Origin of the sequence: Pseudodesulfovibrio piezophilus C1TLV30 (assembly GCF_000341895.1) — a bacterium.
GTDB lineage: Bacteria > Desulfobacterota > Desulfovibrionia > Desulfovibrionales > Desulfovibrionaceae > Pseudodesulfovibrio > Pseudodesulfovibrio piezophilus.
Genome location: NC_020409.1, coordinates 384292 through 409046, shown reverse-complemented (window position 1 = coordinate 409046; position 24755 = coordinate 384292). Strand labels below are relative to the sequence as shown.

General features: G+C 44.1%; 22 protein-coding genes. 13 read left to right on the top strand and 9 right to left on the bottom strand.

Annotated elements, in window-relative coordinates; genetic code table 11:
- Window positions 1-4: 4 nt before the first annotated feature.
- Window positions 5-523 carry a PilZ domain-containing protein gene (locus tag BN4_RS02015; protein ID WP_015413682.1) on the top strand — a complete coding sequence of 173 codons (519 nt, stop codon included), beginning with the start codon at window positions 5-7 and terminating at the stop codon, window positions 521-523.
- A gap of 18 nt (window positions 524-541) precedes the next feature.
- Complete coding sequence (locus BN4_RS02010; protein WP_015413681.1) at window positions 542-1279, top strand: protein phosphatase CheZ; 738 nt, start codon at window positions 542-544, stop codon at window positions 1277-1279.
- 215 nt (window positions 1280-1494) lie between these two features.
- Here BN4_RS02010 and traT read toward each other — a convergent pair whose 3' ends face one another.
- The 4 genes from traT to trmFO all read right to left on the bottom strand — a co-directional run bounded on the left by traT (window position 1495) and on the right by trmFO (window position 7596).
- Window positions 1495-2244 carry a complement resistance protein TraT gene (traT, locus tag BN4_RS02005; RefSeq protein ID WP_015413680.1) on the bottom strand — a complete coding sequence of 250 codons (750 nt, stop codon included), beginning with the start codon at window positions 2242-2244 and terminating at the stop codon, window positions 1495-1497.
- A 2-nt stretch (window positions 2245-2246) separates the two neighbouring features.
- Entirely contained in the window at window positions 2247-4493 is a 2247-nt protein-coding gene (locus BN4_RS16985; RefSeq protein WP_015413679.1) for a S1C family serine protease, read from the bottom strand.
- A gap of 232 nt (window positions 4494-4725) precedes the next feature.
- Window positions 4726-6036 (bottom strand): O-acetylhomoserine aminocarboxypropyltransferase/cysteine synthase family protein, encoded by a 1311-nt coding sequence (locus tag BN4_RS01995; RefSeq protein ID WP_015413678.1) that lies wholly within the window; start codon window positions 6034-6036, stop codon window positions 4726-4728.
- Window positions 6037-6264: 228 nt separating this feature from the next.
- Entirely contained in the window at window positions 6265-7596 is a 1332-nt protein-coding gene (gene trmFO / locus BN4_RS01990; protein ID WP_015413677.1) for a methylenetetrahydrofolate--tRNA-(uracil(54)-C(5))-methyltransferase (FADH(2)-oxidizing) TrmFO, read from the bottom strand.
- 77 nt (window positions 7597-7673) lie between these two features.
- Here trmFO and BN4_RS01985 point away from each other — a divergent pair, with 77 nt between their 5' ends.
- The 11 genes from BN4_RS01985 to tsaA all read left to right on the top strand — a co-directional run bounded on the left by BN4_RS01985 (window position 7674) and on the right by tsaA (window position 19226).
- On the top strand, window positions 7674-8639 hold the full coding sequence (locus tag BN4_RS01985) for an ABC transporter ATP-binding protein (protein WP_015413676.1): 966 nt from the start codon (window positions 7674-7676) through the stop codon (window positions 8637-8639).
- 12 nt (window positions 8640-8651) lie between these two features.
- On the top strand, window positions 8652-9602 hold the full coding sequence (locus BN4_RS01980) for an ABC transporter ATP-binding protein (RefSeq protein WP_015413675.1): 951 nt from the start codon (window positions 8652-8654) through the stop codon (window positions 9600-9602).
- 111 nt (window positions 9603-9713) lie between these two features.
- Entirely contained in the window at window positions 9714-10274 is a 561-nt protein-coding gene (locus BN4_RS01975) for an HD domain-containing protein (protein ID WP_015413674.1), read from the top strand.
- A gap of 107 nt (window positions 10275-10381) precedes the next feature.
- On the top strand, window positions 10382-11152 hold the full coding sequence (cbiQ, locus tag BN4_RS01970) for a cobalt ECF transporter T component CbiQ (protein ID WP_015413673.1): 771 nt from the start codon (window positions 10382-10384) through the stop codon (window positions 11150-11152).
- Entirely contained in the window at window positions 11149-11865 is a 717-nt protein-coding gene (locus BN4_RS01965; protein ID WP_015413672.1) for an energy-coupling factor ABC transporter ATP-binding protein, read from the top strand. The genes cbiQ and BN4_RS01965 overlap by 4 nt, the downstream gene beginning before the upstream one ends.
- 247 nt (window positions 11866-12112) lie before the next feature.
- Entirely contained in the window at window positions 12113-13528 is a 1416-nt protein-coding gene (locus BN4_RS01960; RefSeq protein WP_015413671.1) for an MATE family efflux transporter, read from the top strand.
- Window positions 13525-14406: a DUF2156 domain-containing protein gene (locus tag BN4_RS01955; protein ID WP_015413670.1), complete on the top strand. Its 882-nt coding sequence runs from the start codon at window positions 13525-13527 to the stop codon at window positions 14404-14406. Before BN4_RS01960 ends, BN4_RS01955 begins: the two co-directional genes overlap by 4 nt.
- 7 nt (window positions 14407-14413) lie before the next feature.
- Complete coding sequence (locus BN4_RS01950; RefSeq protein ID WP_015413669.1) at window positions 14414-15718, top strand: alkaline phosphatase family protein; 1305 nt, start codon at window positions 14414-14416, stop codon at window positions 15716-15718.
- A 3-nt stretch (window positions 15719-15721) separates the two neighbouring features.
- Window positions 15722-17860 (top strand): ATP-dependent helicase, encoded by a 2139-nt coding sequence (locus tag BN4_RS01945; RefSeq protein WP_015413668.1) that lies wholly within the window; start codon window positions 15722-15724, stop codon window positions 17858-17860.
- Between the two features lie 17 nt (window positions 17861-17877).
- Window positions 17878-18837, top strand: a complete 960-nt coding sequence (gene thiL / locus BN4_RS01940) for a thiamine-phosphate kinase (protein WP_015413667.1) — start codon at window positions 17878-17880, stop codon at window positions 18835-18837.
- Window positions 18834-19226, top strand: coding sequence for a tRNA (N6-threonylcarbamoyladenosine(37)-N6)-methyltransferase TrmO (gene tsaA, locus BN4_RS01935; protein WP_015413666.1), 393 nt, complete (start codon window positions 18834-18836; stop codon window positions 19224-19226). Before thiL ends, tsaA begins: the two co-directional genes overlap by 4 nt.
- A 383-nt stretch (window positions 19227-19609) precedes the next feature.
- On the opposite strand, the gene BN4_RS01930 is transcribed toward tsaA, so the two are convergent.
- The 5 genes from BN4_RS01930 to ilvB all read right to left on the bottom strand — a co-directional run bounded on the left by BN4_RS01930 (window position 19610) and on the right by ilvB (window position 24755).
- Entirely contained in the window at window positions 19610-20101 is a 492-nt protein-coding gene (locus BN4_RS01930; RefSeq protein WP_231856597.1) for a DUF2179 domain-containing protein, read from the bottom strand.
- Between the two features lie 194 nt (window positions 20102-20295).
- Window positions 20296-21381 (bottom strand): DNA alkylation repair protein, encoded by a 1086-nt coding sequence (locus BN4_RS01925; protein WP_015413664.1) that lies wholly within the window; start codon window positions 21379-21381, stop codon window positions 20296-20298.
- 71 nt (window positions 21382-21452) lie between these two features.
- Complete coding sequence (ilvC, locus tag BN4_RS01920; protein ID WP_015413663.1) at window positions 21453-22442, bottom strand: ketol-acid reductoisomerase; 990 nt, start codon at window positions 22440-22442, stop codon at window positions 21453-21455.
- Window positions 22443-22560: 118 nt separating this feature from the next.
- Window positions 22561-23052, bottom strand: a complete 492-nt coding sequence (ilvN, locus tag BN4_RS01915; RefSeq protein ID WP_157871470.1) for an acetolactate synthase small subunit — start codon at window positions 23050-23052, stop codon at window positions 22561-22563.
- Between the two features lie 11 nt (window positions 23053-23063).
- Window positions 23064-24755, bottom strand: coding sequence for a biosynthetic-type acetolactate synthase large subunit (ilvB, locus tag BN4_RS01910; protein WP_015413661.1), 1692 nt, complete (start codon window positions 24753-24755; stop codon window positions 23064-23066).

The window sequence follows — 24755 nt, the reverse complement described above, 5'->3', positions numbered from 1 at the left end:
TCTTATGAGTGAAGAGAAAAGAACATTTTCACGTGTTCCAGTCAGACTGAAAGGGTACGCACGAGTCATGCAAGACCTTTCCTCTCCTCAAAAATTCACGGGAGATGCAGTTGGTGAGGAGTCACCTTACGATGAAGTTTTTCGTAACAGCAAACTACCGGAAGAACTGACTCATTTTTTTGCTCAAATGGACCAGAAGCTTGACCGCATTCTTGGACTTTTAAGTTCTGATACCCTTCAAAATGACTTCCCACTTGAAGTCGAAATTTTAGAACTTTCTGCCGCTGGAGTAAAATTTAGAACCATCGATACAATTGATCCAGAAGATGCTCTGGAAATAGTTCTTTTTCTCAGTCAAATTCCTATGCGCATGGTTAGTAGTAAAGGCCGTATCCTAGGCATAGAAGATGATACCAAGCTCTACCGTTTTGAGTTTGTGGAGACACGAGGCTCAGATATGGAAGCGATAGTCCAATTTGTTTTCCAACAACAACGAGAACAAATTAGAAATTCGAAAATGTAGTTTTTCAGGAGCATAAAAATGATTGGGCAAGAAGAGATTGTTAAAGACATAATGGAGAAACTCTCTGCTAAGCTGGGATCGAGTCTCAAGGATTCCATCACCAAAGCAGTTGAAAAAGAAATTGCTGAAAATTTGTCACAATCTTTGCTTGAAGGTGAATTCTATCGCAGAGTCAATGAGGATCTTCAGACTGGACTCAAACAAATTTATCAAGAAGTTAAAGCTGCGCGTGGAGGCAAAGAAATCAAAAGCATTGAAGCTGATTTAAATCCTGAAGACCTTTTTAGTGAAACTTCGGATCAACTTGATGCAGTTCTTCAAACCACAGAAAAAGCAGCAGTAGACATTATTGAAATTGTTGAAAATCTTCAAGATTTACAGGGAATCGTAGCTGAAATTGTGACGGGTTTTGAATCCGGCGGCGTAACCAAAGAGAACAGGGAAAAACTCAAGGAAATCAACAATACGCTAGGAAGCGACCTTTCAACAATCATGGTGACGATGAGTTTTCAGGACCTTACAGGACAACGGATAAAGATCATCATTAACTCAATACGCCAAGTTGAGAGTATCGTGCGTGAGGTTATGCTTTCAACAGGATTAATGATCAAGCAGCGTGCAGAACAACCTACCCGAGATATTGAGTCCATGTCCGAAGAAGCCAAAACACAAGCAACATCAAAATTGGCTGGCCCAACTGCGGACACAAATCAAAATGATGTAGATGACCTTCTGGCTTCTCTCGGCCTGGACTAACGCCAAGAAGGACTTGAACTGATACACTTTGCCCTCCTATACTTTAGCCCTTTATCTTCACATCATTTTCTCTCAACCAGAGAGGTCTGTTTTTCTGAAGAAAAGGACAATTCATCATAAATGAATTGTCCTTTTCTCTTTTACATTTCTCAAAACACCCTGGTATTTGGAGGATGCTATACTAAAAAACAAGCTGTTATTTTTCAAACAGCAAGCTAGAGAACATCCCTGAGAATACTCAACATGCGCCCGCGCACACCGTCGGTTATTTCTGATTGATCCACATTTCTCCCGCCAGCGTAGACAGCAAGCTTGGCCGTACTTCTTTGACGATATCCTCGAAAATTGTTTTTCTTTCGAGAAATCTTCTTTTTGCCAAAAACAATTGTTGTACCATCGGCATCCTCTCTGGGCGCTAAAGTGGCCAGAGTAATATCGGAAATAATTATATAGGTATCATCTGTCATATAACTTCCCAGAATATACCCTATTGTCGCCCCTGCGACAGCGCCAGCTGCCCCCTTAGCAACTGTTTCACCCAATTTACCTTCTGTTGCCGGATCATAAGCACCAGCCACACCCCCAAGAGCTCCCCCTGCAAACTTGAACTGATTACTCATATTCTCTTGAATCTGGCCGGAATAACGAACATTGATATCCAAAAGTATACCGAAATCATTGCTATTAGTTGGCTCATATCCCAAATCTCTATAACCATTTTCCAAACGTTTTTTGAAACCATGAATATCAAAAGCAGGATCACCGGAAGTATTTCGAATTCGCAGTTTTAATTTATTATTGATAAAAAGACTGGAATCGACAAGAAACTGTTTGTCCATTCTCGAACCATACATCAGTCCGTCTTCCGCTTGAACCATCCCCATACGGCTTTTCGACGCAGTACAGGCAGTCAATCCAATAAGGAGCACAATGACACTTGCAGCGAAGAAGTTCTTGATCGTCATATCTAATTACCTTTCTTAAAGGCTATTTTGTTATCATCCAAGAAATTGAAAACCTCTGAATAATGAATACTGAAATTCAATCCTTCAGCGATATTCTTGTTTACGCCCCAATCATTGACGCCGATAACATAATTACCAAGGAAAAGAGGCCCACCGGAATTTCCCGCATTAACCGGGGTATCTGTCTGAATAAACATAACAGGTTTCCCCTTTACCCGCATGATGCTTTCATGCTTACGCAGAGTGCTGATAACACCTCGGGTCAATGTAAATTTATTTCCTAACGGATGCCCGATAGCTTCGACTGTCTCCGCAAGATTCAACTGTTTCTTGCCATAAAATACAACAGGTGCACCACGATCTTGTACCTTAACCAAAGCAAGATCGAGACGCACATCCTTTGCGATAACTTTGCCAAAAGTTTCCAGCCCACCCCACTTTTCCAATTCAACAAACTTTTGCTCCTCAACAACGTGGTAGTTAGTGAGGACAATATCATCTGTGACATAAAAACCGGTTCCAAGACCTGTGGCCGTTTTAACAACAACAACACTTTCAAAACGCCTATCTTTCTGCTTATCAAAGCCAAATTCTTTCTTCTTTGCAGAAGCCAACATGACGTTGCGATTCTTAACCACATCTCTTCTGATTTGCGCGATGGAAGAATATCGTTTTGTCTTGGCTTTGTTACCTGAATAATGATCAAGCAACTCAGAGAGCTTTACCGTCACAGGTTCAGATTCAAAAGCATCAACAGCTTCTTCAGTAACGTTTGTATTTTTGAGCGTTTCCAGATTAGGATCAGTATCACTTAGACCATATGCAACAGTGAAAAACTCTTGAGAGTGAACATCAAAAAAATCAGAGAGATATCGTTTTGTCCGTTGATCAATGACATAATATTGGACAGTTCCAGTCTTGATAACTTCCATCTCTGCGCGCTGAAAAGCATATTCGCCATATACGGGTTCATCAACATATCTCGGGGTTTCTCGGAACTTGGTCTTCAAATCTTCAATTTTTTGCTTTGCTTTATTTTGCTTTGACTCAGTCAATAGATTTGCAATGCTATTGCCCAAGACCTTATAAATATTACCTGAACTTGTATCCAAGCGATTATTTGACGTCATGATTTCCATATTCGCTTGCTGAAGTTCAACCTGTAGAACATCCCATTCAGGATTAAGGGCCTGTTTGTACCCCGTTAAACATGTTGATTTGATATAATTACTAGTTTCAACATGACGATTTGTCTTAGTAGCAGCCAGGTTGAATAAGATGATGATATCAGCACTTTTAACTTCTTTATTATCGAATCCCTTCTTGAGAGAACCATTGATAGCCGTAAAAGGCATATCCAAATCGACCCCGACTGGAAATTCAATGCCCCCCTTCTCCTTTAAGGCATCACTTGTCACCTCCAAAAAAGCAACTTTGACATCAGGAATGGCATCAAGTTCTAAACCAGCTTTGCAGGTCTTGGCATAGGCTCCCATCAAGGTTGCCAATGCCGCTTTCTTCGTTGAAGGACATAATGATTTGAAGAACAGACCTCCGATCTGCCGTTTCGCGTCATCAGCTAGATATTCTTCATATTGCTTATAAAAGTTGAGTAACTCATTCCCTTTTGCTTGTGCTATTTCCTTCTCCAAAAGTACTTTTTGTTCAGTCAAAAAGGCAGAAGCATCGAGTTCAACAGGGTAGACATTAAAGAAATTTTCTTCTTCAAAAATTGGATATGAGGCAAATTGTTCAGAAGCTGAATTTTTAATTTTGGCAATCTGTGTATTCAGTATTTCTTTGGCCTCATCCAAAAAAGCCGGATGAAACTGAGGATCTTTAAAAATCTGCACTCCATCTGCAGTATGAATTTCGCGTGAAAATTGTTCTATCTCTGTTTTGATTTCAATCCATTTCTCACGAGAGCTAGGCCATTCTAAATCTTTAATACTCCTCATCTTGGTCTGGATTACAGATCGATACGTACTTTGCAGGTGAGTAGACACTGTATTGACCAGATCCGCAATTGCCGGATCAGCCATCTTCTCAACAAACCAGTCCTTGTTCTGCCCGTAGACTGTCGAAGCATCATCAAACTGCTGTTTTGCTACCAACTCTGCTATATGATCTGCAGGAGTATAAAAAAGATTGTATGAAACTTTTCCCCCTTTTGTTGTTTGGCATGCCAGCAAACTGAGCAAAACAGACAGAAACATTAGAACCTTAAAATACCTAAACAGAACCTGCACACTCCCCTCCAAGCTATCTAGTTGATTATTTACGGCTTTCTATTTATCAGTGCATTTAATACAGGTCAAACATTTGTAATAATTAAAAGCCTTCAATAATGAATAATTTTACAAAGACCTTGTAATTTTATTTTGTTCTAAGAATCATGGACAAAGCGCATTTATCTTTGTCTCGACAAAAAAAAAGGCTTTCACCCAACAGTGAAAGCCTTTCCTTTTGTAAGATATAAATTCAGATTGATGAGGCTCGCGACAGAGCCTGATCCAAATCATCGAGAATATCTTCTACATCTTCCAGGCCGACGGAAATACGGATCAAGTCCACAGGCACTCCTGCAGCAAGCTGTTCCTCGGGTGTTGATTGTCCATGCGTTGTTGTCGCAGGGTGAATCACGAGGGTCTTGGCATCGAGAATATTTGCCAAATGGGAGCAAAGCTTCACAGATTCAATGAACACTTTGCCTGCTTCGAGCCCTCCCTTAACACCAAAACCAAAGACTGATCCAGGACCAAACGGGAATGTGTTTTTCGAACGATCGTAATCACTATGACTCGGCAATCCTGCGTAATTCACCCATTCAACAGCGTAATGAGATTCAAGAAATTCAGCCACCTTGAGGGCATTTTCACAATGCTTCATAGCCCGCAATGGTAACGTTTCCAAACCTTGAAGGATTTGAAAACTATTCATGGGGGATAAAGCCGCACCTGTATCACGCAATAACCCGATCCGAGCTTTAGTGACAAAAATGGGACAGGATGTACCATCTGCTCCACCAAGCTCTTCCCATAAATTAATATTATTATAGGTCACATCAGGAGTTGTCAGCTCAGGGAATTTATTATCTGCCCCCCATTTGAAATCTCCCTTTTCAACAATAGCCCCTCCCATAGCAGCACCATGTCCACCAATAATCTTAGTCAAAGAATACACTGCGATGTCACAACCAAAATCAAATGGATTGAAAATAGGTGGGGGTGATACCGTGGCATCAAGAACAAAAGGTATCCCATTAGCGTGTGCAACTTGAGCTATACCTTGAAGATCATCAACATTACAGCTTGGATTCCCAATCGACTCACTGAATACCAACCTGGTATTTTCATCAATGGCAGCTGCAAAATGAGCAGGATCAGAAGAGTCAACAAAACGCACTTCAATGCCAAATCGTTTCAAGGTATGCTCGAACAAAGTCTGTGTACCACCGTATATATTGGACCCAGAAACAATATTTTGTCCGGCAGAAGTTATATTGACCACAGAATAAAAAATAGCACTCATTCCTGACGCCACAGCGAGAGCACCGGCGGCATTATGCAATGCGGCCAATCTTTTTTCCAATACATCAGTCGTCGGATTCATTATTCTCGAGTATATGTATCCCGGTTCTTTAAGGGCAAAAAGATCAGCAGCATGCTGTGTGTCATTAAACAAATATGCCGTTGTCAAATGAATGGGGACTGCTCTGGAGCCTGTATCACTATCCGGGGTATGCCCAGCGTGAAGAGCCTGGGTTTGGGGGCCATACTTCTTATCAACCATGGGGACTCACTCCATAGGGTTAAATGTTGTCATAAACTCGGTATGAATTTATAAAAAGCACTCAAATACAATGCTGAAAAGCTCAGCATTGGGCAACACCCAGCCCATAGCAATTCATTATACACGACATAACCCGATCCAATGGATACACTTTCTCTTGAAAAAGACAGAAGAACTTCACGCCTTTCACGGAATAAATATTGTCAAAAACAGACCGTTTTAAAATGATTATTCACTGACAAAATTTTCTGAGAACCATTGAGAGAATGAAGCCCGTGCACGTATTCCATAGGCTTCTTTACGATATTTCTTTTTCATCTTCTTCTGAAGTCCTGGCATAAGCCCGAAGTTAACATTGGAGGGCTGAAAAGATTTATCCGTTTTGATTCTCAAATGACTTAAAAGAGCACCAAGAGCTGTTTCGAGAGGTGGAGTCTTTGGAGTAGGTTTTCCATTGAACTGTTTCCCTAAGGATATTCCAAGCCAAAGGCCTGATGCAGCCGACTCGAGATAGCCCTCAACGCCGGTAATCTGTCCTGTAAGGTAGATTCCCGAGCGTGCTTTGAGTTGCATTGCGCTATCCAGAACATCTGGAGCATTGACGTATGTATTCCGATGAATTGATCCCAACCTCAGGAATTCGGCTTTTTCTAATCCTGGAATCATACGAAAAACTTTTTTCTGGTCGGGATATGTCAGTTTCGTTTGGAATCCAACAAGATTAAATGCCGTTTTATCCTTATTTTCTGTTCGCAATTGCACAATGGCGAAGGGACGCTCCCCTGTCTCTGGATCAATGAAGCCTACAGGCTTGAGAGGGCCGAAAGCGAGAGTCATTTCTCCACGCTCCGCCATCGCTTCAACCGGAAGACATGCCTCAAAGTGAATCACTTTTTCAAACTCGCGGGGCTTGACCTTTTCGCCTGCAAGCAGCGCCGCTACAAATGCCTTATATTCTTCTTCGGACATTGGGCAATTCAAATAGTCATGGTCCTCGGGCTTCCAACGGGAACCCCAAAAAGCCTTAGAAAAATCGATTGAATCGCGAGAAACAATTGGTGCTATAGCGTCATAGAAGTATAGCCGTTCATCCCCAACAATATCCATTAAACTGGTCGTCAAACTTGGACTGGCAAGAGGCCCCGCCGCTATGATGACTGCGTCTCCTTTCCGGAGTTCTTCTGAATCGAGTGTGGTTATTTCTTTATGAACAACTTCAATATTCTCATTTTGGTTTATTGCACTTGTAACATATGCGGAGAAAAGAGATCTATCCACAGCCAAAGCTCCGCCAGCAGGAACCCGGGTAGCGTAAGCAGCTTCCATGATAAGACTACCTAATTCAGTCATTTCCTCTTTCAGGAGTCCTATGGCGGCACTTTCACCTGTTGCTCTAAAAGAATTTGAACAAACGAGCTCGGCAAGACCGTCTTCCATATGCGCTTCAGACCGCTTTTCCGGCTTCATTTCAAAAAGCTCCACCCGGTGCCCTGTTCGAGCTAATTGCCATGCACACTCCGCTCCGGCCAAGCCGCCGCCAACGATGATGATTTTCGCCATTTCATCTCCCCGATATCGTTTACGTTCACCGCTTTATACAGTATAAGAATAAAAACGGTAACTCTTTGGAATCAATGATGAGCAACACTCTTCTGGACATACAGGAATTAACAACCTGCTTTTCATCCCCGCAAGGTATCGCCAAGGCGGTGGATACCGTCAGCCTTTCCTTAATGCAAGGAGAAACCCTTGCAGTTGTAGGAGAGTCCGGCTGTGGAAAAACAGTCCTTGCTCTTTCAATCTTGGGCCTGATCCCCGATCCTCCTGGACGTATTACAGAGGGGACAATTCTATACAAGGAAGAAGATCTCCTTGAGAAGTCGGAAAAGGAACTTCGCAAGATAAGAGGAAATGCTATTTCAATGGTTTTCCAGGAACCAATGACAGCTCTCAATCCTGTTTTTCGTATTGATAACCAAATTGCAGAACCGTTGAGACTCCACCAAGGGTTCGACAAGTATGAAGCATTGGAAAAATCAATCGAATCACTCGCCTTGGTCGGTATTCCCAACGCCTCTCAAGTTGCCAAGACGTATCCTCATGAACTCTCAGGTGGAATGAGACAAAGGGTCATGATTGCAATGGCATTGGCGTGCAACCCAGAAATACTTGTTGCTGATGAGCCAACCACAGCACTTGATGTAACGATCCAAGCGCAGATTCTTGATCTCATGAACAATCTTAAAGCCCGCATGAATGGCTCTCTTCTACTCATAACCCACGATCTTGGTGTTGTCGCACGGATGGCACAGCGAGTAGCAGTGATGTATTCCGGTAAAATAGTTGAACTCTCTTCGGTTAGGAGTATCTTCAAAAATCCTCTTCATCCATATACTCAAGGACTTCTTTCCTCGACTCCTGTTATGGGAGACACATCAAGACTACATCCTATTAGAGGCATTGTACCAAGTATTTTCAATCTTCCCAAGGGGTGCCGCTTCCACCCCAGGTGTCCGAAAGCTTACACAAAATGCTCCCAGCAAATTCCTCCTCTTGCAGAATTGGAACAAGGTCATCTCGTTCGTTGCTGGCTTTACGATTAGGAGATTCCTTCAATGGCTTTACTTGAGCTTACTAATACTCATAAATCCTTTAAGATAACCAGTGGCTTGTTAGGACTTCAATCTGGAGAACTCAGGGCAGTGGATAATATCAATTTATCAGTTGAGAAAGGAAAAACTCTTGGGCTGGTAGGAGAATCCGGCTGTGGGAAATCTACATTAGCCAAATGCATTATGGGCCTGGAGAAATTAACTGCTGGCGAAATTCGTTTCGAAGATAAAACAATTAATTCCTGGGATGAAAAGAAACTTCGCCGGAAAATACAGATGATCTTCCAAGATCCGTATTCCTCACTCAATCCCCGCCATAAAGTTGGCGCGATCATCCGGGAAGGACTCGATATCCACCATATTGGCTCCCCGAAAGACAGAATTCTCAAAGTAAACGAGACGCTCAAACTGGTTGGTCTTCTTCCAGAGCATGCTCAGCGATATCCACATGAATTTTCAGGTGGGCAGAGGCAAAGAATAGCCATAGCCCGCGCCCTCGCCCTCAATCCTAACCTTATTGTTTGCGATGAACCTGTTTCGGCTCTAGATGTTTCCGTACAGGCTCAAATTTTGACACTGCTTAAAGACATTCAGACACAATTCAAGTTGACATATGTCTTCATTTCACATGATCTTTCAGTGATCAGTCACATTGCAGATCAAGTCGCTGTCATGTATTTGGGAAGAATCATGGAAGTTGGCCCTGCTCAAATTCTCTTTGAATTTCCTCGACATCCTTATACGCAGGCTCTCCTCTCTGCAGTTCTAGCGCCAGACCCCGAAGCGCAATCACAACAGATTCTCTTGAATGGAGATCTCCCAAGCCCCTTAGCCCCTCCTAGAGGGTGTCCTTTTCATCCTCGCTGCCCTTATGCTTTTGAAAAATGTGCTGTAATAAAACCTGAATTGAAGAATGTGGATTCCCAAATCCAAACTGCATGTTGGTTAGACTAACTTATCTGTTACCTCTATTTTGTAATAATCTGTCTCTATACACGGGACAAGAGGCTCATTATTCTAATCTTGTAAGCCCATTCAACCAAGATAGCCAAAGAGGAGAATCAAATGATCTCACGTCTCGACGCACTGGAATTACTTCGCCAACAGAACATTGATGAAAGCTTAATCAACCATGCTCTTGAATCTGAAGCAGTGATGCGAGGACTGGCCAACCATCTCGGTCAAGATGAAGAACTTTGGGGAATAACTGGACTTCTTCATGACCTGGACTATGCCACAACAAAAGAAAACCCCGCCAAACATGGAATACACTCGACTGAGCTTCTCCATGGAAAGCTCCCGGAAGATGCTCTGAACGCTATTAAGCGACATGCTTCTGAAATGAATGGGGCTGAAGCCCCCAACACCCTTTTTGATCACGCCCTTCGTTGCGGTGAGACTGTCACTGGTCTCATCCACGCTGGAGCTCTTGTCCGTCCGACGAAAATTGAGGGTATGAAGACAAAAAGCCTCAAGAAAAAGATGAAAGATAAAGCTTTTGCCGCAAGTGTTAGCCGAGACTGTATTCGAGAGTGTAATGAAATTGGGTTGGAGCTTGGAGATTTTTTGCAGATAGCTCTTGATTCCATCAAAAAAATTGCCCCAGAGGTTGGACTGACTGTATAGCTATACTCCTCTGAAAGCCCCTTTTATCTGAGTTGCACGATTTTTCCTTTTGTACTACGCCCTGAAATCCAAACAATCCTGTGCAATGAGGGAAGTGAGGTTTATTCATGACGATCATAGGAACGAATTTCGAATCCGGTCAGTCTCCCATTCATAGATTGGACCCGCGTATTCGAATCATTTGTGCAAGCCTGCTTTCGATACCGACTGCGCTCGTTCAATCGCCATTACAAGCTCTCACAGCTTTAATTTGTGGTATTGTTTTTATGATGGTCGCCAGATTAACTATCAGCCTCGTGGCAAAACGCCTCATAATTGTGAATACTTTTATCCTTTTCCTCTGGCTACTTGTCCCCATAACCACCCCTGGGACTCCAGCTTTTCACATTGGCCCCATAGTGATCACCGCAGAAGGTCTTAAACTTTCAACCTTGATCACTCTGAAATCAAATGCAATTGTACTGATATTAATGGCTTTGTTGGGTACAATCAAAATTCAGGACCTCGGCCCAGCACTTCAAAGACTCCGAGTTCCCAATAAGCTCTGCCATATATTGCTTTTCACCTACCGCTACATCTTCGTTATTCATCATGAATACATTCTCATGCGCCAAGCAATGACTGCGCGAGGCTTTAAGCCGACAACGACCAGCCATACTTATAAAACATACGCATGGCTGGTGGGTATGCTTCTGATTAAAAGCTGGGACCGAGCCGAACGGGTGCATAATGCCATGAAATGTCGTGGATTCAAGGGACAATTTTATACACTTTCCATATCAAGAACCTCGACCAGAGACTCCCTCTTCGTAATAATAAGTCTCATAGCAGTCAGTTGCATCTTAGCTATCGAAACTTTCAAGGGAATATTATTGTGAGCAAAAAAGTCATTGAACTCAGTGAAGTCATTTATGCATTTCCTGGAAGAAAAAATGCTTTAACCGGTCTTAACTTTCATCTCCATGAGGGGGAAAAGATAGGATTATTCGGACCAAACGGTGCTGGGAAAACAACAATGCTTCATATTCTCATGGGCTTGATACGACCCCAGAACGGCACTATTTCTCTTTTTGAACGCCCTATCGACTCTGATCATAAATTTGCTCAGGCACGTCTAAAAATTGGATTTCTCTTCCAAAACTCTGATGATCAACTTTTCTGTCCAACAGTTCTGGATGACGTCGCCTTTGGCCCACTGAATCAAGGCTTGACGAAGGATCAAGCACGGGAAAAAGCTATCGAAGCTCTCAACCGAGTTGGACTGGCGGGCTTTGAGAACCGTGTCCCATACAGATTATCAGGAGGAGAAAAAAAACTTGTTGCCCTAGCGACCATACTCTCCATGGAGCCAGAGGTACTCATACTGGACGAGCCGACAACAGGCCTTTCCCCTGAAGCCAAGAAAAGACTCATCGAAATATTGAACGGTCTTGATATGGCCCGTCTCGTGGTATCACATGAACCAGATTTTCTTGCGGCCACAACAGATACATTCGTTGCGATGCGTAATGGGAAAATCCAACCGGGCGAACTTAAGCCCCATACACATACACATGTCCACGAAGAAGGCGATATGCCTCACCAGCACTAGTTTCAACGATTTATCTCTATTCATCCAGCCGAGCATTAAGCTGGGATGCCCTCTCAAAAATCCTATTTGACAACTTTCATGGACGAAATCATCCATGCAATCTAGGCTCCATATTGATAGAAATCTTGAAGCTCTCGAAAGAGTTCCAAGAAAATAATCATTCCCCCTTGGCAAAGCAAAATGAAGACCTATTATTCAGCTACAACCCTTGAGTAAGGTCTGCCAATAATCTTTATCCCCCCTAAGAATGTCTGAACAAAATACTGCAATTGATATGAAGCGGGCCCCATACCGCACGATATGGCATTTGGCATGGCCTCAACTCATTATGATGGTCTTCCATTTCTGTATCGGCTTGGCTGATGTCTGGGTCGCTGGGTACATTAACCGAGAAGTACAGGCGTCGTTAGGAATCATATCCCAATCACTTTTCTTCCTGTTAGTCATTGCCATGGCCGTGGCAAACGGATCAGTCGCAGCTATCAGCCAATCTTTGGGAGCAGGTCTCTACAAACGTGTTGAACGCTATGTGGGTCTTTCTCTCATTCTCGCGGCAATCTTCGGCGGTATTTTCCTTCTCTTCGGTCTTCCGCTTAAAGACTTTCTTGTCACAGCACTTCAGGTTCCACCCACCATGCGGCCAGTGACTGAATATTTTCTTGCGGTCTATCTCATTCTGCTACCATCATATTATATACTCCTCATTACGAATGCGATTTTCAGAGCACGAAAACAAGTCATATACCCACTTTATTCAATGATTCTTGTCACTCTGATGAATACTTTTCTCGATCTTGGCCTCGGCCTTGGTTGGTTTGGTATGCCGGATATAGGTTTTAAAGGACTCGCATGGGCAACCTTTGGCTCTGTTACGGCAGGAGCCTTGCTTAATATATTCATATTGGCACGCCAGGGAGTCCTTAAATTCAAAAGTTTTCCACCACTGCGCTGGATAAAAAGAGCGCTCCCCTACCTTGCCAAGGTTTCATGGCCTTCAGGACTGATGCAAATCGTATGGCACTCTGGCTACCTTGTCCTTTACGCAATAACAGCAGCTCTTCCCTGGAATGCTGTCAATGCTCTCGCTGGCATGGCTATAGGTTTACGAATAGAGGCATTGTTGTTTTTACCTGCATTTGCTTTCAACATGACAGCCGGAATTCTTATCGGCCACTATCTCGGAGCGAGACAGCCTGAAGAAGCAAAAAAATGTGGTTACAGAATCCTCTTTCTTGGATTGATTTCAATTACATTGTTTTCCATTATCTTCTGGCAGTTCATCACTCCCTGCGTGAATATACTGACACGCGACCCCGCTGTTGCCCAAGAAGCCATCACGTATCTCAAATGGAATATACTCGCTATTCCATTCACTCTGACCAGTATGATTTTAGCGGGCGCGTTCAATGGCGCAGGTGCGACTTTATACAATTTGCTTATTATGGGATGCGCCAGTTGGTTTATCCGTCTCCCACTCGCTTACGGGTTGGGACACCTTTGGATGCAAGATGCCGAAGGAATCTGGATTGCCATGTTCTGCTCCCAAATTGTTCAATCCCTGACCCTGGTGTATTTTTACACCTTCAAGAACTGGCAACGATTCGCTATGATTAAAAATCGGAATGGCAATCGTACCAGTGCAGCACACAAGGAATCTGCATGACACTCGATTTTGGCCCCATAAGCTTGGACAGACAGGATGATTACCATATCGCCATGACTGGCTGTCCTCAACTAATGACCAGTGATTTTTCCTTTGCCAATATTTTTGGATGGGCAGAACACTATGGACTCGAATGGGCATTTCATAAGGACTTATGCTTCATTCGCCAAACTCGCCCGGAAGTCATTTACTGGGCCCCTGTTGGCCCCTGGGACAAATACGCCTGGGTTGACTGCTCAATTATGAAAGAAGCCCAACGTTTCACCCGTGTTCCCGAAGCCCTCGCCAATCACTGGGAAAAAGCCTATGGCTCCGCAATCAAGCTCACAGAGAACAGAGGGCACTGGGATTACATCTATTCAGTTGAAGAACTAATCGCTCTCAAAGGGAAAAAATTTCATAAAAAGAAAAATCTTCTTAACCAATTTATTAAAAACTCTAATTTCCAATATGAATCCATGCGACCGGAATGCGTTGAGGAAGTTTTAGAAATGCAAGATGAATGGTATAAATGGTATGAAGAAAACAATCCCTCTGAAGCTATCAAAGCCGAGAATCATGCCATTACTCGTGTGATGCTCAATTTTGATCAAATAAAAGGGCTTATGGGAGCTACTTTACGGGTAGATGGTAAAGTGATTGCGTACACAGTAGCAGAACCTTTATGCGATGACTCCATTGTCATTCATTTCGAGAAAGGAGATATTCGGCACAAAGGAGTCTACCAAGCAATTAATCAAATGTTTCTCAAAAATGATGCTGATACCTTTACCAATGTAAATAGAGAGCAGGACTTGGGAGATGAGGGGCTGAGAAAAGCCAAACTTTCTTACAATCCATCGTTCTTCCTCAAGAAGTTTGAAGCAATCGTGTCTTGATCATCTCATGTCCATACTTCTTTCTTCAGAAAAATCGAGAAAGCGGCTTGTCGTCCTTGGGCTTGACGGCTTGCCGCTTTCGCTTGCCCAAAAAATTGGACATATCTTACCCAATATTGGTCGTATTGCATCCGAAGCAACCACAGTAAAAGCGGAAATTCCAGAGCTTTCACCTGTGAATTGGACATCATTTTTTACAGGAAAAGGTCCTGAAGATCATGGAGTATTCGGTTTCTCTACCATGAATACGCAGACATATGAACTCAGCATAACCGACAGCAGACAAATTCAATGCCCAACACTTTTTGATACACTTGGCAAACATGATTTCATATCAAGAATCATAAACCTGCCCAATATGTACCCAGCCCAGCCAATACGGGGCATGCTCGTAGCCGGTTTTGTTGCACACTCTCTTCCTGATGCTGTTTATCCGCCTTTTCTTGCAGACAAGCTTCACGACTATGAATATAAACTTGAAGCTGACACGAATAGGGGCGCAACCGATCTGGAATATCTTTTGCGTGAATTGAGACAAACTCTTCACTCCCGCCTGAAAGCGCTTGATTTAATGTGGCCTGATTTGGCATGGGATCTTTTTGTCCATGTTTTCACTGAGACAGATCGACTCTTTCACTTTTTTATGGATGCAGTCTTGTCGGAAAGCCATCCCCTTCATGTCAAATGCATGCAATTTCTCGCCGAATGGGATCATGCATTAGGGCTCTTCCTCAAGAAATATGACAGCCTCCCCGCCCCGAAGCGTTTACTCGTTTTAGCGGACCATGGTTTTACCGAATTGAAAACAGAAGTGTGTGTCAATACATGGTTGGCTCAAAACGGAGACCTGACATATCAAGGAACTCCCCAAGACGAATGGGATGCCACTGTCATAGGGGACGAAAGTAAAGCTTTTGCACTTGATCCAGGTCGGATATACATTCACCAGAAGAATCGATTTGCTCGAGGTCAGGTAATGCCCTCAGAAAAAAAAGACTTGATACGAGTCATCAGGAAAGGTCTGCTCGATTTGACTTTGAACGGAGAGAAAGTAATGGCTGATGTTCATATGGGCCCTGAACTTTATCCAGGAACACAGTCTGCAGAGGTTCCAGACTTGATCTGCCAAGCGTATCCAGGTTTTGATCTTAAGGCAAAATTCGACAGAACCAATCTTTTCGGGTTCCATGGCAGAACAGGAACACACACGGTTGAAGGAGCTATCTTCTACGACAGCCAAGGCTCAAAACCGGCCCGAATGCGCGACACGGGACAAACCATACTTGAATATTTCAACATTGCGGATAGTTGATCAATGAGCATTGATTTTGAAACTGAATTGAATGATGCACAACGGGAAGCCGTACAAACCACAGAGGGCCCGGTACTGGTTATTGCCGGAGCTGGTTCCGGCAAAACCAGAACAATTGTATACAGATTGGCGCATCTCGTTGAGTCCGGCATTGACCCCGCTCAAATTTTACTTCTTACCTTTACCAAAAAGGCTGCGCAAGAAATGCTTGCCCGAGCTGAAGTCATCCTTGGCAGACCCCTGACAGGGACCAGTGGCGGAACATTTCATTCCTTTGCGTATGCAACATTGAGGCGCAACGCTGCCGATATCGGTTTCAACAATGGGTTTACCCTAATGGATAGAGCTGACAGCGAAAATATCTGCAAGGAAGTTAAAGATGTTTTCAAACTCGGCAAAGGAGACCGTTCATACCCCAGGAAGAGCACCTTACTGGATATGATCACCAAATCCAGAAATAAAGAGCTTCCCATAGAAATCATCATGGAACGGGAAGCCTACCACCTCAGTCCGTATCTTGATGATATAAATGAAATTTCCAATGGGTATGCACAATTCAAGCGAGAACATGCCCTCATGGATTATGATGATCTTCTTTTTTTGCTTGATCAACTACTTGAAGAGAATGCCCCACTCAGAAACCAACTTCAAACACGTTACCGCTATATCATGGTTGATGAATACCAAGATACTAACCTGGTTCAGGCTCGAATCGTCAAGCACTTGGCTGGAAGTAAGGGCAATGTGATGGCCGTTGGTGATGACGCCCAGTCAATCTACGCTTTTCGAGGGGCGAACATAGCCAATATTCTCGATTTTCCCAAAATATTCGAAGGGACCAAGATTATTCGGCTTGAAAAAAATTATCGATCTGTACAGCCCATTCTTGACCTGACAAATGAGATTCTGGCCGGGGCAGCGACAAAATTCGACAAACATCTATACTCTGACCTTAAAAGCGACAAACTGCCTGAAGTGGTCTATCCTCTCAGTGATCAAAGTCAGGCACGCCTGGTTGTTGACCAAATTCTGACCTTGCAACGAAAATATATGTTACATGAAATCGCAGTTCTTTTTCGTGCAGGGTACCAATCTTTTCCACTTGAAGTGGCATTGACCAGAATAGGCATTGATTATCAAAAATTTGGTGGTATTCGCTTCCATGAGGCAGCCCATGTCAAAGATGTTCTTTCCTACCTCAGACTCGTTCTTAATCCACACGATCTTCTCGCCTGGCAGCGAGCTATGGACCATATTAAGGGGGTAGGCCCCAAAACTGTCGCGAAAATTTACAAAGCTATGCACTCTGGTGATTCAAAATATCTCACGACAATCACAAAAAAGCATGAAGATTTACGAGCACTTTTTAATGAACTCAATACCCTGAGAGGACTGACACCGAAACCCTCCATGCTTCTTGAGCGAATAATGTCTTTCTACCAGCCAATCCTTATTGAAAAATACCCGGATGATTATCCAAAACGCCAAGCAGGGCTTGAACAATTAAGCCAAATTGCAGTCAGTTATTCTGATATGGAACAGTTTCTGGGAGATCTCAGCCTCAATGGAGATCCCGAGGACGAGAAACGCAAAGAGAATTCAGTAGTCCTTTCAACTGTTCACTCTGCAAAAGGCCTAGAGTGGAAAGCTGTGATCATCATAGATTTGGTTGAAGATCGCTTTCCATCTCGAAAGGCCATGCAACGAGCTGAAGACTTGGAAGAGGAGCGTCGGCTGATGTATGTGGCGTGCACTCGTGCAAAAGATTGTCTTAAACTCTTTGTGCCAAGTTCGGTCTACAATCGAGCCAGTGGGATGTCTGACCCTACATTGCCCAGTCCATTTATCCTTGAATTGCCTAATGAGACTTTTGAACGTCTCAACGAATCATACGGTGGAGGCATGGAAAAAAGAACTCGGCCTGAAACTCATCCACAGTTAGGAACAACGCGCCAGCAAACTCACACAGAGAGTAATACGGACACGAAAAACAAAAAAAATACTGTCAAATTGGGATTCTGCAAACATAAAATCTTTGGCAAAGGCAAAATTATTGCTCAACCAGAGCCTAATAAATTCAAGATAAACTTCCCAGGCTTTGGTATAAAGACAATCATCGGCGACTATATTGAAATGATCTAACTCCTTAAGAGACTAAAATGAAGAGCGAACAGACATTCCTTGAACTTATAGATTCTTTTTTCCCATGTGATCACGATTTTATTAAACTGGGACGCGGTGATGACTGTGCCGTATTAACGGGAAATAAAGACCTTTGTGTCTCCTCCGATCTTTTTATCGAAGACATTCATTTTCGACAGGCTTACTTTTCTCCGGAAGATATCGGATACAAGGCCCTTGCGGTTAATATTAGTGATATAGCCGCAATGGGGGCCAAGCCAATCGCATTTACAATGAATATAGTTGCTCCCCCTACGCTCAAAAATGATTTTTGGAAGGATTTTTTCAAATCCATGGCTATTTTGGCCAAACAAAACGATATAGTCTTGGCCGGTGGTGATTTAAGTCGAGGAGACAAACTGATGATCTCCATTACCATCTTCGGTATAGGCGGCTCTACAGGGTTCATAACCCGAGGTAATTGCCATACCGGAGATATTCTTTTCACAATAGGAGACCTCGGCTTGGCGCGTACAGGGCTTCTGGCTCTTGAAAAATATGGAGAGAAAGCCCGGACGCTTTTCCCGGCGGCTGTGATGGCTCACTTGAGACCTAAACCCAAGGTACTAATAGGCACACTTCTTAACGCTGCTGGGGTTAAAGGACTCATGGATATCTCGGATGGTTTGGCTCAGGACCTCCCCAGATTCCTCGGAGCGGACTCCGGTGCTGAGCTAGAGATCAAAGAAGACAGTTTAAATAACGATATCAAAAAATTTTCCGAAATAATTCAGCATGACCCGATTTCATTCACCCTTATAGGGGGTGAAGACTATGCCCTTCTCGGGGCCGTCTCTCCTTTTGAATTGGGTAAAGCAGAATCAGTACCAGGCTTCTCGCGTATCGGTACTGTGACCAAAGCTCCCGGTATTATTGTCAATGGTAATCCTTTTACAGGATCTGGGTTCGACCATTTTACAAAAACGGAGACCTCATGAATAAAGAACTTGTCATTATTGGAGTGGTCCGATCATCAATCAAAGATCTGAGCACTGCTCCCAAAATGGAAGACGCCCCTGGGGCTGTTCAGGCAACAATCGAAATCGATCCACTCTACGCTGAAGGGCTGGACTCAATGCAGGCAGGAGCACAGCTAGAATTACTCACCTGGCTTCACCAAGCAGAAAGAGACGTTCTTAAAGTACATCCTCGTGGCGACAAGAAACGCCCCCTGCGCGGGGTCTTTACAACACGGTCCCCTTTTCGCCCTAACCCAGTAGGCTTGCATCGTGTCACACTTGTTTCGATAAAAGGGACAACCCTGACTATCGAACCCCTGGAAGTGCTCGATGGCACACCGGTTATCGATATAAAACCCAAACCTTGAACGGGTCAGTGTGATTGAGATTGGTAATTCTCGATACGTGAGGTGAGAATCACGTGATCGATTGGATATCCACAACAGATGGCACAAAGTTAGTGATTAGGCATCACGGCATTACTTCCTTAATGACTCTTCCTGCCCTCAAACTCTCCGTTCACACCAGACATCTCAGCCATGGAGTATCCGCTAGAAAATCTTGTTGTAGAAAAGCTTTTTCAGTTAAATTGAGGAAATATAAGATCACACGCTTTTGCAGAGAAGCAAATCTGCTTTACTCATCACTCAAGGAATTTATGGATAGCTTGTATTGAATTAACGAACGGCCACCAAACCTATCAATTCGTATACGAGAAAGCCCCCCCGAAGTCCACGCTCTGGAGCTCCCTTTATTGTATCGGAACAAGACGTTTTATCGGACGTAAAACTTTTGAAACTCGGCTCTCACTGGGGCTATGTACCTCACTCGCCCCACCTGCGGTTTCAAAAGTGTAAAAAAGATCATGATCAAGGCTGCGTGCAATAGCCAAAACCTGATTCATATCTTTTCGCTTACAGACGACAAACTGAACAGTCACAGCTCCCTGAGACCCTTCACCTGCCACAGTAGTGATCATAAACCCGGCATCTCGGATGGCGTGTGCGATTTCCGTCCCTCGCCATGCACTGATAATACGAACCACGACATTACCCAGTGCAAGTTTTTTCTCAGCAATAATGCCAACGACATTGCCACAAGCAAAGCCAACGGCATAACAAACGCCCAGAAAGGGTTCTTCACCAACTTTGAGCATAACTGTTGAAGTTCCAAAAACCCAAAGAAGCATTTCCAAACATCCTAGACAAAATGCTGCTCGAGACTCACCCAAAACCGTTACCATGGTTCTGACCGTGCCGAGTGTTAAAACTGCAACCTCTGCCAAAAATATCATCGACCCAAGAAATAGAACTTCTGTTGTCATTGCTATCCCTCTCAATTCAGAATGAAGGACGCTCAATTATAGCTGATAATCATTTGGGTCAACCAAAAAAGAGAGCTTTTTATGTGACAAAAAAACGTTCTTTTAAGGTGTGATTATTCTGGTAACAAAATAAATGAGATATGAGCCTTCTCACAGCCATTGACCAGGATCGAAATTGCATGGTTTCCTGGATAATGCTTCCGAGTTGTCATTTGTTTGAAGGACTGCTTCCTTTCAATCTGAGATTTACCGTGTTTAAAAAACGACTCACCAGCTTGAAAGACTTTTCTGGATGTACTCCCATTCGCTTTGCGATAATCGATTGCATATTCGAGTCGAACTTTAACTGGTGACACCCCGGAATAGACAACGTCAAATTGGATTGCCTGTGTCGTTCCTATCGAAATCGTCTGCCCAGGTAATCGAAAATTCTCTATACAGATATCCTTTGGGTCACCAAAACCAAACAATCGCAAAGCGTCTGTATGCCCTTTTTTCAACAATGTTCTCAAACCATGTTTAACAACTTTTTCAACTTCAATCGAAAAACCGATCCACTGTGAACCAAGCTCCAGGACACGAGCAGAATGATCCTTTGATATGTCGTTGAGATTATTGGCGACACTGCGACGAACGTATTCTTCTGGGTCACTCTTGAGCTGTGTCAGTATGGGGATAATGGGGTCTGGATTTTTAATAAATCTGCGTAAGGGAGAAGCCCAAGGCAATCGAGGACGACAGCCCTCGGAAGCAAGGCGTCTTAAATGCATATCATCGCTTTCCGACCAAAGAAGCAATTGACGCGTCATTCTTTCTTGATCCAATCGGATAAATGGACGCACAGCAAACTCAGCACTCCCCAGGGGCGTGAAAAACGCGAGGGCATCCATTGATATATCCCAGTTTCCCAGACCAAATTGTTCCACATATTCAGGAAAGAGTAAGGACTGCAATCCATTATAACTCGGTGCAACCAATTTAAGCACCTCAATCGATTCAGCATAATCACATGGAAAGAGTTGCCCAAGGATGGCTGCCCCTTTTCTCAATCTCTCTTTGAGTTCCAAGGATTTCCAGGATTCTCCGCAAACAGATTGTGTATAATCCTCAGAAGGGAATTCGGGTAAATGCATCTTGATTTCAGCAGCGAGCTGAGTGATAAACTCGCACGAAATTACAGCTTTCATTTCACCAGCCATAGGAGCACCTCATACAAAAAAGGACGGCCCATTCATGGGCCGCCCTTCATTTTTAGTGTTCTTTTGAGAATCTATTTTTCCAACCAGCTCATCATTTCACGAAGACGTCCACCGACTTCTTCGATCTGGGACTCTGCCCCCATGCGACGCATGGTCTTTAAACCAACCTGGCCAGCTTTGTTATCCAAAATGAAATCACGCGCAAATGCACCAGTCTGAATATCCTTCAGGACACGACGCATCTCTTCACGGGTTTCCTCTGTGATAATGCGAGGACCAGTGACATAATCACCAAATTCTGCTGTGTCAGAAATGGAATACCGCATCTTGGCCATGCCGCCTTCATACATCAGGTCAATGATCAATTTCAATTCGTGCAGGCATTCGAAATAAGCAACTTCAGGCTGATATCCGGCTTCAACCAATGTTTCAAAACCAGCTTTACACAACTCGGTCAGTCCACCACACAAGACAGCCTGTTCACCAAACAAATCTGTCTCAGTTTCTTCCTTGAATGTTGTTTCAATAACACCTGAACGCGTGCCACCGATACCCTTAGCGTATGCCAAAGCAATATCCATAGCCTTACCGGAAGCATCCACTGCCACAGCAGCCAAACAAGGAACGGCTCCACCTTCAGTGTAAGTACGACGAACCAGGTGTCCCGGACCTTTAGGGGCAATCATGATACAATCGACACCCTTCGGAGGAGTAATCTGCTGGAAATGAACATTGAAGCCATGGCCGAAAGCAATCACATTGCCTTCTTCGAGGTGAGGAAGAATATCTGCGGCAAAAACATCAGCCTGATACTGATCAGGCAGCAGGATCATTATGAGATCAGCCTGCTTGGCTGCATCGGCCACGGACATCGGCTCAAAGCCGTGTTCCTTGGCAAGATCGTAGTTGGGGCCACCAGGACGCTGTGCAACAATAACGTTAACGCCGGAGTCGCGGAGGTTCTGTGCATGGGCATGGCCCTGGCTGCCGTAGCCGACTACCGCTACGGTTTTGTTTTTCAGCAAGCTCAGATCTGCATCATTCTCGTAATAAACTTTCATGGGGGATTCTCCTCATATTTTACGCCACGTATGGCCGCAATTTCCTGAATTATATAAACATGCGAAAAATCCGGGCAAAGGGAATCTCCCTTGGCCCGGTAAATCGCTTGATTGCGAATTATAGGTCGATCTGCATGGAACGCTGCATGGCAACATTCCCGGTGCGGGCGATCTCTTTGATTCCGAAACGGCTGAGCAGATTCACCAGCGCAGAGATTTTTCCCTGATCACCAGTGACCTCAATAGTCACCTCATCGGGGCTGACATCTACAACCTTACACCTGAAGATGTCAACAATACGGAGAATTTCAGCTCGTTTCGAATCTTCGGCATTAACCTTGAGCAGAACCATCTCCCGCTCAACAGATTGAAGTTCCGTGAGATCCTTGACTTTTATGGTAGGAACTAACTTGCGTAGTTGTTTAACGATCTGTTCAATTATGCCATCGTCACCTTCAGCAACGATTGTCATGAGTGAAACACCTTTTTCAAGAGTGGGGGCGACATTTAAGGAATAGATATTAAAGCCGCGGCCACTAAAAAGCCCAGCAACTCTAGATAACACACCCGGTTCATTTTCAACTACGACAGAAAGTGTATGTTTATTCATCATCATTCTCCCTACACCAGCAACATCTCGGTCAACGAGGCACCAGCCGGGACCATTGGGTAGACATTTTCTTCCCGAGCAACCCGTATATCGACAATGACAGGCTTATCAATTGCAAAAGCTTCACGAAGCGTGGATTCTACGGCATTTTTCTCAGTTACACGATAACCAGCAGCTCCATAGGCCTCTGCAAGTTTAACAAAATCAGGTTGAGCATCCATGCAGGTCTCACAATAATTTTTGTCATAGAACAGCTCCTGCCATTGACGAACCATTCCAAGGTAACCATTATTGAGAATGACGATCTTAACGGGAAGCTTATTACAGACCACCGTCATCATTTCCTGAATACACATCTGTATAGATCCATCTCCAGCGATGTCGATCACAAGCTTATCAGGGAAAGCCCTTTGCGCCCCCATGGCTGCGGGAAAACCGTACCCCATGGTTCCGAGCCCGCCAGATGTCAGCAAAGTATTGGGCTTTGTATACTTGAAAAACTGAGCAGCCCACATCTGATTTTGCCCGACCTCTGTGGCGATAATAGCATCGCCCTGAGTTATCTCGTAGATTTTCTCAACGACATATTGCGGTTTGATGGATTCAGCATCATCCGCATAAGTCAGAGGGTGCTGCGCACTCCATGCAAGTACTTGATCAACCCACTCCTTGTGATCCGCAGCCCAATCAAACTCATCCTGAGTTGCCCGAGTCTCTTTTTTCAGTGCAGACAATGCTGACTTACAATCAGCGACAAGAGGAACATGGACCGAGACATTTTTTTGAATTGATGTTGGGTCAATATCAATATGAACAATCGTTGCCTTGGGAGCAAAGGTATCAACCTTGCCGGTTACTCGGTCATCAAATCGAGCCCCCACAGCCAAAAGTAGATCACAATTGTTCACCGCCATATTCGCTGCATACGTTCCATGCATACCAAGCATTCCCAGAAACATATCGTCATTACCAGGAAATGCTCCCAAACCCATCAGAGTAGAAGTCACTGGAATGTGCAGCTCTTTTGCCAGCCATGTCAATTCTTCGTGACTTCCGGAAGTGACAACTCCCCCACCTGAATAAATCAACGGCCTCTTTGCATTCTTCAGCAGTTTGACAACCTTGCGGACTTGCCCAACATGAGGCTTACTCGTCGGATTATAGCTGCGCATCTCCACTTTTTCTGGATAGTGAAATTCCGCGATCTGACTCTGCACGTCTTTAGGTACGTCAACAAGGACAGGGCCGGGACGGCCAGAGCGGGCGAGATAAAAGGCCTGCTTGACCGTCGCGGCAAGTTCTTCAATATCCTGAACCAGATAATTATGCTTTGTACACGGCCTGGTGATACCGACAATATCAACTTCCTGAAAAGCATCATTACCGATTAGAGGACGTGGGACCTGTCCTGTAAAGATGACCACCGGAATGGAATCAGCATATGCCGTAGCAATGCCGGTTACAGTATTGGTGGCACCGGGGCCGGAGGTGACTAGGCATACCCCGACCTGGCCTGTAGCCCGGGCATATCCATCCGCAGCATGGATAGCACCTTGTTCATGGCGCACTAGAATATGCTCAACGGATGAATTGGGTATCTCATCATAGATGTCTATGACGGCTCCACCCGGGAATCCGAACATGACATCAACTCCTTCCTCTTCCAGACACTTGAGTAGCATCTGGGCCCCGGTCAATTTCAT